General features: G+C 55.0%; 10 protein-coding genes. 4 read left to right on the top strand and 6 right to left on the bottom strand.

Translation table 11 applies throughout. From position 1 onward, the window contains the following. The first annotated feature begins 1,458 nt into the window (after positions 1-1,458). Both APH30_RS12385 and APH30_RS12390 read left to right on the top strand, forming a co-directional pair. Positions 1,459-2,766: a site-specific integrase gene (locus APH30_RS12385; RefSeq protein ID WP_082416158.1), complete on the top strand. Its 1,308-nt coding sequence runs from the start codon at positions 1,459-1,461 to the stop codon at positions 2,764-2,766. A 441-nt stretch (positions 2,767-3,207) separates the two neighbouring features. Next, a complete protein-coding gene (locus tag APH30_RS12390; RefSeq protein WP_054912699.1) occupies positions 3,208-3,627 on the top strand; it encodes a hypothetical protein in 420 nt (139 codons plus the stop codon). 514 nt (positions 3,628-4,141) lie between these two features. Here the strand turns inward: APH30_RS12390 and APH30_RS12395 are convergent. The 3 genes from APH30_RS12395 to APH30_RS12405 form a co-directional block, all read right to left on the bottom strand. Next, a complete protein-coding gene (locus APH30_RS12395) occupies positions 4,142-4,948 on the bottom strand; it encodes a hypothetical protein (protein ID WP_054912700.1) in 807 nt (268 codons plus the stop codon). A 75-nt stretch (positions 4,949-5,023) separates the two neighbouring features. Beyond that, positions 5,024-7,027 (bottom strand): UvrD-helicase domain-containing protein, encoded by a 2,004-nt coding sequence (locus tag APH30_RS12400; protein WP_054912701.1) that lies wholly within the window; start codon positions 7,025-7,027, stop codon positions 5,024-5,026. Then, positions 7,024-9,141 carry an ATP-dependent endonuclease gene (locus APH30_RS12405; RefSeq protein WP_256222017.1) on the bottom strand — a complete coding sequence of 706 codons (2,118 nt, stop codon included), beginning with the start codon at positions 9,139-9,141 and terminating at the stop codon, positions 7,024-7,026. The genes APH30_RS12400 and APH30_RS12405 overlap by 4 nt, the downstream gene beginning before the upstream one ends. 243 nt (positions 9,142-9,384) lie before the next feature. On the opposite strand from APH30_RS12405, the gene APH30_RS12410 reads away from it, so the two are divergent. Continuing rightward, the gene (locus tag APH30_RS12410; RefSeq protein WP_371262836.1) at positions 9,385-9,717 is read left to right on the top strand and encodes a hypothetical protein; all 333 of its coding nucleotides are present in this window, start codon (positions 9,385-9,387) and stop codon (positions 9,715-9,717) included. An 89-nt stretch (positions 9,718-9,806) separates the two neighbouring features. Next, on the top strand, positions 9,807-11,405 hold the full coding sequence (locus APH30_RS12415; protein ID WP_054912702.1) for an LA2681 family HEPN domain-containing protein: 1,599 nt from the start codon (positions 9,807-9,809) through the stop codon (positions 11,403-11,405). A gap of 317 nt (positions 11,406-11,722) precedes the next feature. Here the strand turns inward: APH30_RS12415 and APH30_RS12420 are convergent, their stop codons facing one another. From APH30_RS12420 to APH30_RS12430, 3 genes are all read right to left on the bottom strand, one after another. Then, on the bottom strand, positions 11,723-11,911 hold the full coding sequence (locus APH30_RS12420) for an AbrB/MazE/SpoVT family DNA-binding domain-containing protein (RefSeq protein WP_054912703.1): 189 nt from the start codon (positions 11,909-11,911) through the stop codon (positions 11,723-11,725). A 227-nt stretch (positions 11,912-12,138) separates the two neighbouring features. Further along, complete coding sequence (locus APH30_RS12425; protein WP_054912704.1) at positions 12,139-12,825, bottom strand: ImmA/IrrE family metallo-endopeptidase; 687 nt, start codon at positions 12,823-12,825, stop codon at positions 12,139-12,141. A 182-nt stretch (positions 12,826-13,007) separates the two neighbouring features. Next, on the bottom strand, positions 13,008-14,351 hold the full coding sequence (locus tag APH30_RS12430) for an RES family NAD+ phosphorylase (protein ID WP_054912705.1): 1,344 nt from the start codon (positions 14,349-14,351) through the stop codon (positions 13,008-13,010). Between the last annotated feature and the right edge of the window lie 116 nt (positions 14,352-14,467).

Genomic DNA, 14,467 nt, shown 5'->3' on the forward strand with positions numbered 1-14,467 from the left:
TCCAGCCCAAAGCGGGAAAGGAGCCTGAGCATCGTGAGCCTGGCTTCAAATCTGTCCACCCTCGGCCCCGGTAGCTCCATACGAAGGTGCGCATAATGCATATTATGTTAAATTGGTTATTGTAGAACCTGAAACTTCACTGAACTGCGTCGGTAATCATTAGAAATGAGAGTGTAACCGTTGCGAATCACGGACACTCCTACCCCTTAAACCCCCTCAACCCCCAGCCCATAAGGCCTCCAGCCTCTCGGGGTTGCTTCCAAACGCCAGCAAACCTCAGAAATGCGGACACTTCTACCTCTGAGCGCCTTCCGCAAACCTCTGAATTCATTGGGTCTCGTCAAAAAACGCCCGTTTGAACCGTTGCTCCGGTTTTCTGCGCTATCAGGACACTCGAGTAATCTGCGGGATTTCCAGAACCACCCCTGTAAGCGAGTAAATCCAAAGCCTCCAGGTTTTTTGCACCTAATGCGGACACCTTCCTGCGCACACGGCGAACCCCATAATCAGGACACTTTCCGTATTTTCAACGCTCAACGAGCCACAGTTCTCATCTGAAATACACGCACCCTGTGGCCCCTAAAGCCCAGCACCACCAAGCAAGCAAACGCTCCAAGCCACGCGCTCCGGGCCTCACAGGAGTCCCTCGATGTCGATCCTGGAATTTAGCTCCCTGGAAACCTCCTAGTAGCCAAGCTGTCGCACAGCTCATCCACGAACGACGCTCCGAGCCGTTTTCCTGCGAACGCGACGAAAATGCGGACACTTTCCAAAGCCCGCCCTGAGCAACCACCAGGCGGGATCCCCGATTCTGCTGCCTTTGGTGTTATTTGCGGTGAATGCGGACACTTTCCGAAATCAACCTGCCCGACAATAATGCGGACACTTTCGTTTGAATAAGCTTGTAATGCGGACACTTTCGGGAGCGAAATGGACATTGTGGTTATGAGGCGTATTTGTACGTATATTGCCACTTCACGCCAGTGACTACAGAGCCTTAAAGAGGCTTCCTCATCCTACAAACAATATAAAGGGAATTCGCATAGCTCCTTAGGCCCCGCCCCTCAAGGTGGCGACTGAAGCGAAAATAACAATATTCTTATAAACCGAAATTTATCTGAGCGACAAGGAATTACCAATGCCTGACGCTGCCAGATGCGAATTGGTCATATATGACGCAGCGAGGCAGATCCACAACTTCGAATATCGCTTAATGCGTTTCTTGTCATATGTCAAGCAAGCATGATAGTCACTGACGGATGGAGTGGATGGGCGAAAAATTTGCCGAGGTTGCGGTCGGCCAAACTTGGCGCTACTATCCGGCAATTCCCATTAACTATGGTCAGTCGATTGAAGTGAGTAATTGAAGCGGGCGGTGCAGGAGGTAAAAACTTCCTAAAACAGCCAGATTAGGAAGTTTCAATTGCTGACGTCGACCGCCCTTATACGGTATGTAAGATGACCTGCAATCCCCGGCCCATATTTGAATCTCACAGTGATTTCGTTGATCAAGATTTCACTGTAGGCCGGCCATCGATCGCCAGCGTAGCGCGATTTTTGGAAGGCTTTGCTCCCGAACTCAAGGCCATTCCAGGGTTTCTGGCCATCAGGGGCTATCTGAGGTGTTATGCCGACAACGCGCTTACATACAGCACGTATCGAGGCCACGTTGAGCGGCTATTTCTCTGGGCGCTGATCGTCCGCCAGAAGCCTGTGCACGAGTTGAAACGGCTTGATGCCGAAGCGTATCTTGAGTTTTGCAAGCACCCGCCAGCCACTTGGGTTGGGCCAGTCATTCGTAATCGGTTCATTTCAGAAGATGCTTTAAGTAGTGCTGATCAGCCACCGGACCTGGAGTTAGCGGCCAACCCAAAATGGAAGCCTTTCACACTGCGCGCCCCGAAACAAAATCGCAGCCTAAGTGAAAGTTTTGTGGATAATTCGTCGACCGACTATCACTCATCAACCGGTAGCATGAGCAATGTATTTAAGATTGCAAACGGCTTTTATGAGTATCTAGTGGAAGAAGAAATCGCCAGTTCGAATCCGTTTCGCAAGGTTACTAAAAAGGGGCAGTACAGTTCATCTCAGCTAGAATCCAGCACTTCTCGGGCGTTAACCCCTTTGCAATGGGATTATGTGATTGATACTGCAGAATCCATGGCCGCTGCTGACCCAAGGAAACATCAGCGCACCCTATTCGTGCTCGTTACGATGTTTAGCATGTATTTGCGCATATCGGACATCGTAGGGCGTACAAACTGGCAGCCCACCATGGGGGACTTTCGTCTAGATGCTGATGGGAACTGGTGGTTCCATGTTGTGGGTAAGGGCAACAAGTCCGGAAAAATCGCAGTGCGTGATGAGTATGTAACGAAGTATCTCACAAGGTACCGTACTTTCATTGGACTGAGTCCATTGCCTACTTATCAGGAGAAAACTCCACTCCTGAAAACGCTGAGCGGTCGCCCAGGCCTCTCGGATCGACAGGTGCGCGCCCTCCTCCAAACCGTTTTTGATCAAGCGCTCGTCAGAATGCGTGAAGAAGGACGTGAGCCTTATGAAATGGACAGCCTGCGCGTAGCATCATCGCACTGGCTACGTCATACCTCGGCGACCTTTGATGCGCCGTTCAGAAACGCGAAGGATCTCCAGTACGACCTGAGGCATTCCAACCTGGCGACTACCCAGAACACTTACTACCACTCACATGATCAAGAGCGAGCGCGGTCGGTCAAGCACTTAGGAACGCGAGATAGAGGCTGATGCTGCGCTGCCCTGCTCTTGCGTCACCATCTTGATACTGCTAATCACAGCGTCAACAGTAGTGCCCGGGCGTCTCCCTGCGTGAGCTTCAGCGTACCGGTAGCCGGGGCGGCGGAAAACGGCCTGAGCGCTGATACCTACCCTTGATGTCCGCCAAGCCCTGGCCCGCGATAGCATCGTGGGCAAAAGGGCCAATTCGAGATCACTATCGCGGTGAAACCAGTCGCAGGAACTCCTGTGGGCTGGGCACTGCCTGCGGCATGGCTGTCGTGAACCAAGCCCCGACTGCGTCTGGGTCTTGGCCCTCCGGGCTTCCATCCTCGTGCTTGCGCGCTCCGCTTGCCTTCAGGAGTGCCCCGGACAGACATCATGCGACGTGTTGCGGCGACGCTTTCTCCATGGGCATCATGAAATAAAACAACAACAATAAAGGCAGTACCTATGACATCCCCGATCGCCACCGTTTTCGCCTTCATCCCGCAGCAGACTCATGCCTCAAACGCTCCGCAATCTAGCAAGAAGCTGGACAGCCAAGTGGAATCGATTTTCCAGGCAATTGGCATTTCCTATTCGATCCTAGACAGGATGATTGCCCACGACCCCGGCTGCGCGCATGCAGCTGCTGAGTTCTTCGTGACAACGCTTATGAAGGACGGTTGGTCACGGAACACATCGCATCGGTTAGTGAATGAGACCGACTGGCAGTGCCGGATGTATATAGCATGGAGCGTTTTGAACACCGAGAACCGCGGGATCGCAGCCGCGCTCGACTATGAGGTGTACCAGAACTATTGGCCGAATCTGGAATTTTGCGCGGTTGAGTTTGAAAAGAAGATGGAGCGTTGGATCGCCGGGGCTTGAATCGACCATTGGCGACGGTTGCGTTGCGCTAGTCTGCAGCCTCCTGCCGTTCCGAGGGCCTAGTACTGGCATGCTTCGGGTCGGCAGTGTTCTGAACTGGACGACTCAGCGCCAACTGCTCTCGCATCCATTGGCCTGCCAATTTGAACTCCTGCATCATGTCCATGAACTCTTTTTCAGTCAGAGCTCTGGGAATATCTGGCCTCAAGGCGCCCCCTCCAAGCAACGAACCGGTTGGGAGCAGGATACTTGATTTTCAGACCGGCATCGCATCCGCTGTGGCACATCGCCTTGGTGCAGTCGGCGGGAAAACTAAGCTATAGCTTAGATTCTCTAGCCAATCGTGACAGAAACCGCAAAAACTAAGGTAAACCTTAGATTTTGGATCTTGACCTTAGGCCGTGGGTTGACCAACAGAATGTGTACGAGGCCCCCGGAACTCAACATCGCTTGGTCTCGAGGAGCCCTTCAAGACCCCAGCTGGCGTACAGAGCCCAGACGACACATTACCCACCTACCCTCGCTTGCGACGGGTGCGCTTCGCCGTTGGCTCATTTCTGACGATGAGCAGTTCGGAGTCCAGGACTGTGCGCGAAATAAATGCAAGCGTGCGAAGCGTAGGCTGGCTATCGATTGCCCGCGCGACCTCATCTGGATTGACCGACTTGTGCCCGATGAGGCGCCGGCTTCTGCTTTTACGAAGCGCGTCGACGATCAACTGGCCAATTTGGCGAATCCCACCCTCATCCAGATCCCGGATGGCTCGTTGATCCCGGGAGGTACCTAGAAGATCACTCATCATGTGGGTTTTGACTTGCGATGGGTCATCCGAACATCGGTAGGCCACAGGGCGGCTATTGAACACAACGTAGTGCTCATCATCGTCAGGCAGCACACCGATATCATTGGGGCGGAACCCGAACGAGTTGTCGACGATCTGCTTCGACAGGTAATGCGTGTTGAGCTCGGCGCTTAGATGGAACGCAGGGGCCACATAGTAGACTTCGTTGCCCAGGCTTTCGAGCTCAAGTAGCAAATCATGCTGCGCGGAATGCCGTAACGCATGCAGGTGCCAACGGTAGTAGGCGCCCCCCATCAGCGTGTATTCCTTGCAGTTTGTGCGCTCCAAGCGATGGCTCAGCTTGAACTGCAGGAACAGTGGCGATCCGAAAGGAATCTTGACGTCGTAGCCACCACCCGGCTTTCCCTCCTTCTGCAGTGAAGGAAACTCGGGGGCAGCCACTACATGAGCACCGGGCGCTGTGATCAGCTCGTTGGTGAAGGCGAAGCCGTAGGAGAATTCTGACATCTCAGGTTTCATTGTTGCGGCGTCCTTGCTCTTGGTCGTTCATGGCAAAGCATCGGGTTTTACTGTTCGCATACTGGAGGTCGGTGACTAAGGGGCAGGTGCTGACGCTGCAAGCTCCAGAATCGACCAGCCAGCTTTCTCAAGCGCAGCCCTGCGTTTTACACCAGTAGCGCCCTCCCCCAGTGAACTCTGGCGTATGGCCAAGCACAGCATGTGCGACGGACGGGTCATCCCGACGTACATCAGCATCATGTCTTTCTTCGCTGTTTCCTGAGGCCGCTTGGTAGCTGCTTTTTTGCCCTCAAGACATGGCATGAGTTTCTGGATGAAGTGACTGCCCCTGAAGGTCTCCAAGATTATCGTCGCTGCGTGTGTCTTGCCCTTTTCCGAGTGAATGGATGACATCCGGATATCGACGCCGGCGGAGACATCCTCGAACCGGTAGGTGTTTACCAGGGATCCCCCTGTTTCTCCGGCTTCGGTGGCAACCGGAGCAGGCTCATAGGCAAGGTATTGACGGCCCGGGATGTCAGCTGCCACACCCTCAGAATCATAGAGCGCGGCAGCCAGCACCATGAGTGTCGGTGCGATGACCTTGACCCAGTCCTGCTGCGTGATTTCGGACGGCACAAACAGCATCTGCTGGAGACACTCGCGGTACCGAGCTAAGGCTTCGGGTTTGGTCGTGAATTTCTCAAGTACAGCGGCTTGGTGCCGACCTCGCATCTGAACCAGGCTACGAGGGAAAGCCAGCTCACCGAGGTTGATCAGGCACGAGGCCAGTAGCTCAACGGCTGAAATGGCCGTGGGCTCCTTCATCACATAGCGGCGCGCGATGTGTGCGCCCTCGGCAAACGTGCGAGGCTTGAACGACGTCTTGGTCGTGTCAGACCGATAGGATGGCCAATAATGCTCCAAGGCTTTTGGGTACTGGTTGGGCTTGAAGTTCTCAAGGCGATGCACGGCCCCGACGGCGAACACACCCTTCTCGCGGATATCTTCCGGTAGATGTCTCAGCACCAGCTTGCCGAATTCGTCCAGCACTCCGGTTGCATCCTTGTCCGGAAAGACGATGATCGTGTTCGGGATGGTGCAGGGTTCCCCTTCAGCCCGCAGCCCTTTCAAACCATCCGTGATCGGAACATAGGCAAACGGGTTGGCAATCGATGCAATGGCCTGATCAAAGCGGAAGCTGCTCGCGATCTCCAACTGACGCTTTGGGTCAGGGAACGGATCTGACAGTGGTGTCTTCTTCTCGAAGATTTCCTGGTTTGGGTCGCCGACGCGAATGACCCGAACATCTGGGTCATCGTGGGGAAAAACCCGTTGCAGTATGCCCGCCTGGTCAGGTTGCGTGTCCTGCATCTCATCGATCAATACGCACGGGAAGCGCAGACGCAATGCGCCGCCCACAGCCGGCTCTTGGTCGAGTAAGGCGTGGCCCAGCACGAACACTTCATCGAAGCAGAAATAACCCGCCTTAGCAGCGCCGCTCAGCGATTTCACCACACTTTTGTAGGTGGCGGTGTGGGGCGCAAAACCGATGTCTTCATCCCCGAGCGGACGATCGAAATCGGCAGACCGGACTCGCAAGCTGTGGAGGCTTTTGTGCTTCATCTCAAAGGCCGTCTTTGCGCCGAAATGCTCGCTATCCGTCAGCTTTCTCCGGCGTGCCTTATGCGTGAGGTCATCGTCAATGGCCTGCAGCGCAATCCCTTTTGATCGCAACCAGGGCGAAGCCAAGAATCGTCCGGTGAAACCATGGATGGTGTCGATATAGTGAGGGAAGCGCAGCAGCCGTTGACCTACTTCCGTACCGCCGAGGCGTTTCTCGATCTCTTCCCTGGCCGCGTTGGTGTGTGATAGCACGCAGATACCCTGCATGCGGCTCTTCCAATGGCGAGCCAGGATGGCCAATTTCGCCACGACCAGGGTCGTTTTGCCGCTCCCTGGGCAAGCCGCTACATCTATGGTATCCATGGATTTCAAGAAATCACGACGAGGCTCGTCCAGCGTTTCCAGCCCCATGAGCTTGATGACCCAATCCACATCGGCATCAGTGATGGGGGCAACCAATTGGCTAAGTGTCATTCGGCGACCTCTTCCAGCGGATCAGCTGAGCCTGCCGGTGCTGCCGGCACCACGAGGGCGTGAGCCGGGCTGGAGGTTGTGGTCAGTGCGGCACCTCCGGTTGCGTACTCGATCGCGTGGACAACATAAGTGGGCAGCAGCCCCCGCAGAGTCGAGGCGTCCAAGGTTTTGTTTTCAAACCGCTGGTCGATCAGATCGATCAGGTGCTGGGCTGCGATCGCTTTAGAGGCCCTTTTGAACAGTTTGTAGATCGCGGAACACCTTGCATCTTCGGTGGCATGGGTGGTCTGGATCTTGTCGAAAGCTGTCTGCGCCTTCTTCAGCAGCGTGACCTTGGTCTCCTTGTTTTCGTCGATCTTTTCCTCATTGATAGCCAAATATGCGGCGTGGTGGATTTCCTTCGAAAGCCCCTTGAACGCCAGGTCGTACTCGAGCGTCCAGTGATCCGCAACGAATGTGCGCACGCATTGCCCGTCACTTTCTGCTCGCTTCTCTCGGTGATCTTTGAGTCCTTTTTCAACGTCCGGCGCAGTGGCACCGAAGTCTTTCTTCGCGCGCCAGCGTCGATCGGCTTTGTCCGGCCATACAGCCCCTTTGACTCCCTTCAGGCCCAAAATCTCGGGTGCACAATCCGGCATCACGTCCATGTCAGTAATGCAGGCGGTAGGCACGGATATCTCGCCCTTGGAGGTGTCTTTTCGCTGCAGGATTTTCGAGTACCGCCGCAAACCAACACCGCCCACGTTGATGATCGATACGCCATGCTTGGTGAGATCTTTGCCAAGTCGCCGAGCAAGTGAAGGCAGCAGAATGGCTTCGGCATCGCCTTCTACGACCAGCAACCCCTTGGCGAAGAAAAGCCCCGCTTTGGTCACGTCTAGGAAGCGGCTGAGGAAACGATAGTCGTCGGCAGCAAGGCAGGTTTGCTCCTCTGCAAGGGAGAATGCCTGCTGCCGCTGCATCAGAACTAGGTTCTGCAACGGAATTTTCGAGCTCAGGTTGGGGCTATGCGTGGTCAATATGACTTGAACCGGCCTCAAGCCTGTAGCTGGCTGAGCCGCAGCCTCAAGAAACTCCATCAACTGGAGCTGGCGCTGAGGATGTAGGTGCGCTTCTGGCTCTTCGATGAGAAGTAACGGAAGTCCGTCGGGCTCTTTACCGAGCAGCAGTAGCTCACAGGCCATGAACAGCACGTTGTTTGAGCCCAGCCCATAAACGCCGCGGGCTTCACCTGTGGCGTGATCCAACAGCCCCAGCTCCAAACGCTCCAGGATCTGTTTGAGTTTGGCGGGATCCGTTCCCGCCTCCCCGAAACCAATGCGACTTGTCAGTGGCTGGCCAGCAAGGGAGAGTGGACGCAGGTAGGTGTCGTTGATTTCCTTCTGCGCGGAGACAATGGCGCCGTGGCTGTTCACCAGGTGGCGAAGATAGTCACCCATGCCTGCAATGCTGAGGGCTTCCGCGTCAGCGAGGTCAGCTGGAAGCGCCGCAGGATCGAAGGCACTGCCAGCATCAATATTCGGGAAACTACTCAGTACTTGAGACAGGCGGGAATTTCTGCCCGGCGACATCTCTCGTTCGGCATCGCGCAGCGGTTTCAGGTACGCGGTGGCCAGTAGTTGCCGTACACCCACGTCCAAAGATGGGCCTTCTCCGTTTTCACCCGAGCGAACCGAGATGTCGACCCATTTACGGGTGGAGGCAGAGGCAACGATTCGGCGAGCCGACCAGTGAACGTATAGCCTCCCAACGCCACCCTTGTAGGTCACGTACTCTGCGAAAGCGCCGAGTTCCGCGGGGCTCAGTCCCTCCAGCGTACACCTGAGGGTGATGGCTTCCGCCTGGGTGCCATCGTTGGCGATGTGAAAGTCCTCGATCTGTAGCCTGAGATACTCAGCATCACGGGTCTGCAGAACGTAGCGAATCGCATCGATGACTGCGGTTTTACCCGCATCGTTTTCACCTACGAGGGCAGTCACCCCTTCGTTGAACTGGATGTTCAACGCATGACCGCCTTGGCCGAACTGGCGGAAGTTTTCGATTTTCAAAGCCGAAAGATACACAGCGCTGCCCTCACCTGGTTCAGTGGCAGGGAGAGGGTTGCTGAGCGTCAACCTGGCCGACACCATCCCTCCCTGGATGTGCTAGCTATATGCCATGAAAAATCCACTGGGGCTAGACGATTCGGCCGGTTCCTACCGGGGGGGCTTGGTCATTCGGCAAACCCGTGTGGGCGTGTAGCCGTCGCGGGTATCAGTTCAGCCCAAATTGATGGCCGCGTAGCCCGCCCAAGACGCCAAGTTTCATTTACCATGCTGTCGGCCCAGGCCGGGCGCGAACAGGCCGAAAGCCCCAATATGCACAGGTGTTTTCGTTTGGCAGCAAAATCACTAACAGCCCGCGAGGCCTATCAAATCCTGCGAGACATTGCCCTAGGGGTTCGCACGATGCGCCGCATTGGCCAGCAGTCGTGGGCTGAGATCTACTGTGGCTTGATGACTGTCGAGGCCGACGGCTGGGTGCTCACGTTCTACAACGATTGCGACGCCCTCGATTACTGCGACAGCTGCTACAGCCCTGATGGCCGCAGATACATTTTCAATTCGTCGCAGTCGTACAGCACTGACCCGGTAGAGTTATTGAGCACTTGGGAGCATGCGCAGCTTGAAAAGCTGTTGAGTGCTTCGTAGCCGGCGATGAGAGAGTGACAGAGGGTTGGCTTAGTAGGCGGTCGGCTAAGGCAGCTAAGATAACCAGCTCCTCATCGCGGTGATTGCCCATGGACGATTTCGCCAGCCGTTTTTCTCAGCAGGGTTATGAACCCTACGCCGAGGACCGCTCTCACCTTCTGAAGGCATTGAATGAACAGCTCGGCAGCCCAGGTGATGCTCCTCGGCTTCGACGCCTCTATGACTCATTGATCGATGCGGCAGGTGATGGCGCCGATGAGGGCATTTTGCGGCATGCGACGCAGCTAGCAGACTTAGTGGTTTCGCACGTCGAGCCAGAGAACGGATGTCTCGTTTACTACTCATGTTCCAATGCATGGGCCGAGCTGAGGAAGCTGGAGGTGCAGGATTGGGCGGACGATACCCTTGAGCACCCTGCTCTGCTCAAACAGCTTTATTTCCTGCGTGCCTCTGTACAGCACTCAGGCTTTAAAGAGCTGGCACCAATGCTTCGCTCCAGAATCCACTGCAATCTAGGCAATGCGCTCAGGGCGTGTGGACGCTGGATCGAGGCGCTCGGGGAATGGCGCAACGCTTTGAAAGACAATCCGATCCTGGGTATGGCGCTGGGCAACCTTGGCATTGGCTTGGCTCAATACGGCAGTGCGCTTTACGACCGCAGTCACACCTATTGGCTCCTTGTGCATGCCCGACGCAACCTAGCATCAGCCATCGAGGGTGGCGTGGGCCGTGATGGTGCGACATATTCTGACGCGATAGAGTTTTTCAAATGGCATCACGACAGGCTTGCCGAGTGCGTCGACGACGAGGGTGACGCGGAGTTGTTAGAGCATAGGCTTGGCTCCTCGAAGGAGGAACGGCGTTACCGGCGATGGTGCCTTGAGGAAGAATTATTTCTTAATCCCATGAACGACCTGGGAGCGTTCCCCGCCGCCGCTCAAGACGTCCTGAGATTACCTGGTCATGATGCCAAGGCTGGAATCACTTACCTCGGCTTTTACAACCAGCTGAAGCAGGAGTACGGGTTCGCCCGTCATTGTCTTTATTTGGGGGATCACGCCAAACCCGGTCATGTGGCAGACAGGGGCATGTCACTCGCTTTCAATTGCGATTACGCGCTCTATGGCATGGGTCTGGAACAGATCAAGACTGCCTACCGCAGCGCCTATTCGTTGCTGGACAAGCTTGCCTACTTTATCAACGCCTACTGGAAGCTGGGCATACCCGAGAAGTCAGTAGGCTTCCGGACTGTATGGTTCAAATCGGACAAAAATGGCCGTCTACTCCAGCCGCGGGTTGTGCGTGATGAGTTCGTATCCACGCGGAATCTTCCGCTTCGCGCACTATATTGGGTATCCCAGGACATCTACTCCAAGGAGCTAAAAGATGTGGCTCGACCTGATGCTCAGGCGCTTGATGAATTGAGAAACCACCTTGAGCACAAGTACGCCAAAATCGTGGATTCTTGCCATTGGATTGGCGAGCATTCTGGGGTCTGGAGTGATCACTTGGCCTTTGTGCTCGATAGGGATGACCTCTACGCGAAGAGCCTGTTGATGCTAAGGCTGTCCAGGGCGGCGCTTATCTATCTGTGCCTGGCAATGCATTTTGAGGAATCGCAGCACACGCATGAGGGCCCGGTTGGGGAGTTGCCAGTCGAGGACTACCCGGACGACCTCAAAACCTGAGCTGGCGGCGATTGCTCCGTCATCAAATTTGGCTGAACCAGCCGACAGAGCGAAATTTTGAGTTCGCCGGCCGGAGGCTAGCCTCATCGATTAGGTCTGAATCGCCCCTTGTTTTGTAGAGTTATCTAACGACTGCAAAGGGTCCAGGCTGTGTGAAAACCTCCCGACCTATGTCGCTGTTCGAAAAACAACCTAAAAATCGCATTCCTACGCGAAATCTGGGCCTGCTGAATAGCCAAGACCATTCAGATTTCACGTAGAAGCGCGATCATCGAAAAGTGGCGGGGGTTTTCACACAGCCTGGGTCGATAGCTGCCTCAGGGCTGGACGTCTGCATCACGAATTGGCTTGAGCACTATGCTCCCACCTATCAATTCAATGATCAGGGAATCACCGATGTGAAGATCCATGCGTTCGAGGATATTGTCGGGAAGGTCAATGATGACATCCCCAGAACCATCTCCTGGGTCGTGGCATTTTACGGTTGTCCGCATGGATTCATTCATAAGGGGCGGCTCTTTTGGGGTTGATGGGAAGCCTCCATCCTACGCCCACATGGCCCTTCCGGACAGCAATCGACCCACGGCGATCGCTTAATGTTGGGGCCTCCGGCTGGCGGCGCTGGAGCTGACAGGTGAGTTTTGGGAGGTGTCTGCTTGATGATCAATGGATACCCCCAAGCGCTTCGCTAACCATCGACACGAACCGTGCCAAAGCCCTGCCCGCTCTAAGGCTAGCGCACCAACTCCAACTCCTTAATCCGGATGGCCATGGCCGAATCCGAGACACCGAATTGCTGGGCCAATGACACCAGGTTCTGGTTGTTGAACCGGGTGCACCGTGCCAGCGCCAGCTCGCGCTCACCGGAATCTTTCGACGCGTAAAGCAGCCGATCAGGATTGATGGGATCGAGGTGATACGCGATCACGTCGCTGAAGCGCAATTGCCCCCTGCAGCAGAACATGAACTCGAACCGTTCCCTCAACAGCTTCTGAGGCATGAGGAAGCAGGCCGCAAAGCGATCTGCTTGCCGCTCTGCTGGTGCACGTGGTGTTTGCAGCGGGCTGCCATCAAACGCGCGGTCGCGATGCATGACGGTGTCCTCATGCAGCACGAGGTGACCGATTTCATGGGCACCAGTGAACAATTGGACTTTGTCACCAAATTCGGTAGCGACTGCGATCTTGTTCGATTGACGATCAATCAAGCCCGCGATGCGAGTGCCGGTGTTATGCCGGTTGAACTGGGTATCTCCCAGGGTGGGATGCTCATGATAGTCGTAGCCACAAACCATGGCAGCGATCCGGGGGCTGCGCATCATCATCGGTGGAGTATCTTGATCCGGCCACAGGTACCGGCGATCACGGTAAATCTGCATGAGCAGGTCGGTCGCTGCTTTCTCGATATGGGCTTCGTTCATGGCATAACACCAGATATAGGCTCTTAGGCACAATCTAGCCCAATATGTAGTGCTTTAAATATGTGCTTAACCCAACATATAGGCTTTGCCGATGAACGGTACGGCTGTAATGGGTGCCCAAACTCCAATGGGCTTAGAGATCTGAAACAGGATCCGCTCTCTCTCGTTAGATAGCAGCCACGCTATCGAAACCCATGGTATTTCCTGTCCTTCGACCAAGGAACATAGCGGACTGGGTCGGTCTCGGTGCTGAAGCGGACTCCTTGGATTTTGTGAATCACAATGCCGTCTCGAGCTAGACGCAGGCTTGGCTCCGGCGGAGGTACCAGAGGGACGTACTGGGAGGACTGATCCGAGTCTTTAGGTTCCGCTTCCCAGAACTCTGGGTAATACACCAACCTATCCTCATCCGGCTCCCAGAGACTCACATACTCAGCCTTTTGTGTGTCCTCCAGCCTTTCTACTCCACTGGCCTTGTGGAAAAGAATGACGTTCTGCCCTGGTGACGTATCCTGTTGCACCTGCGCAGAGGGGAATAAGATTCCGTCGAGATTCAGCTTTTCATGGGTTGCTAGGAAATCGGCAATCGCTTGCGTGATCAGATACCCACTTTCCGCCGAGTTCGGCATCACAGGCATGGTCAGCTGGCGCTGCAAGTCTTTCAAAAACGCGCAGCGTTCGGTGAGGCTCCTGCGAATTGGATTGAAGTAGCTCAACCCCCGATGCGGACGCATTGAAGCCAGGTCGTTCAGGTTGAGAAGCCGCAGAGGCCGGATTACGTCGAACCGCGCGGTAACCACCATGCTGCCAACGGGAGGGCGCACCTCCGCAATTGCCGTATGGTCATCTGTTGCGCCGTAAAAAACCGAAATCCCCTTGGCGTTCATTCGGCCAGGAGATCCCTTACCTCCTGGTACCGGGCCGAGATGCTTTTCAGGGTGAGTAAGCGCTTCCTCCATGCTCTGCTCATCTTGGAACACCCTACCCCGCTGGAATGACGAGATTTGATGCCCTTGGCCTGCGATCACAATGGCTGATCGGTCGTCCATCGAGCGCAGATCTTCTATGCCGTCGAAGACCATGGTTAAGATTGAACCCACCAAGGGATTTGCCAGCCGGGATTCAAACTGCAGGCTGTGCTCCATTTTCCGCCAGCCTACAGTCAGCTCCGACGATGCCTCTGTTTCCTCTTCGAAATAAGGATCGTCATCATCTGAAAGGCTCCAAGAGTCGAGCAAGCGTTCATGGATGTCAGAAAGAAGGGTCTCATCGGAGCCCAGCATGCGCTCCAGAACGTCATACAGACTTTCCCCGATCGGTGGGTAACCGTGATGAATCACTGAGGCAGGTTGTTGGATAGCCCGGAACGAGGCATGGATTGCTGTTTCGCAGAGATCTACCAGCTCTTCCATGTCCATGACAGGGAGCTCTCGGTCGCAGTAGTCACACTCGCTGATGTCATTGTCCGAAGCGTGATGCTGCAGGAAGGTTTCGGTAAGGCAATCGGTACACACCATTTGACGCATAACTTGCTCCTTCGCTGCTCCACTGATACGCCCATACGACCAAGTGAAGATTACTCGCTAATTTATTCAGAGGTTCAAACATGTCTAAGGCCAAGGGTTAAAAAACGAATGCGTTA

This window comes from Pseudomonas sp. NBRC 111127 (assembly GCF_001320345.1).
In the GTDB taxonomy this organism is placed as follows: domain Bacteria; phylum Pseudomonadota; class Gammaproteobacteria; order Pseudomonadales; family Pseudomonadaceae; genus Aquipseudomonas; species Aquipseudomonas juntendi.

What these genes read in the sequence shown, in the direction of transcription:
- APH30_RS12385 (WP_082416158.1), top strand. Translation starts at nt 1,459, where the DNA reads ATGACCTGCAATCCCCGGCCCATATTTGAATCTCACAGTGATTTCGTT.
- APH30_RS12390 (WP_054912699.1), top strand. Translation starts at nt 3,208, where the DNA reads ATGACATCCCCGATCGCCACCGTTTTCGCCTTCATCCCGCAGCAGACT.
- APH30_RS12395 (WP_054912700.1), bottom strand. Translation starts at nt 4,948, where the DNA reads ATGAAACCTGAGATGTCAGAATTCTCCTACGGCTTCGCCTTCACCAAC.
- APH30_RS12400 (WP_054912701.1), bottom strand. Translation starts at nt 7,027, where the DNA reads ATGACACTTAGCCAATTGGTTGCCCCCATCACTGATGCCGATGTGGAT.
- APH30_RS12410 (WP_371262836.1), top strand. Translation starts at nt 9,385, where the DNA reads ATGCACAGGTGTTTTCGTTTGGCAGCAAAATCACTAACAGCCCGCGAG.
- APH30_RS12415 (WP_054912702.1), top strand. Translation starts at nt 9,807, where the DNA reads ATGGACGATTTCGCCAGCCGTTTTTCTCAGCAGGGTTATGAACCCTAC.
- APH30_RS12420 (WP_054912703.1), bottom strand. Translation starts at nt 11,911, where the DNA reads ATGAATGAATCCATGCGGACAACCGTAAAATGCCACGACCCAGGAGAT.
- APH30_RS12425 (WP_054912704.1), bottom strand. Translation starts at nt 12,825, where the DNA reads ATGAACGAAGCCCATATCGAGAAAGCAGCGACCGACCTGCTCATGCAG.
- APH30_RS12430 (WP_054912705.1), bottom strand. Translation starts at nt 14,351, where the DNA reads ATGCGTCAAATGGTGTGTACCGATTGCCTTACCGAAACCTTCCTGCAG.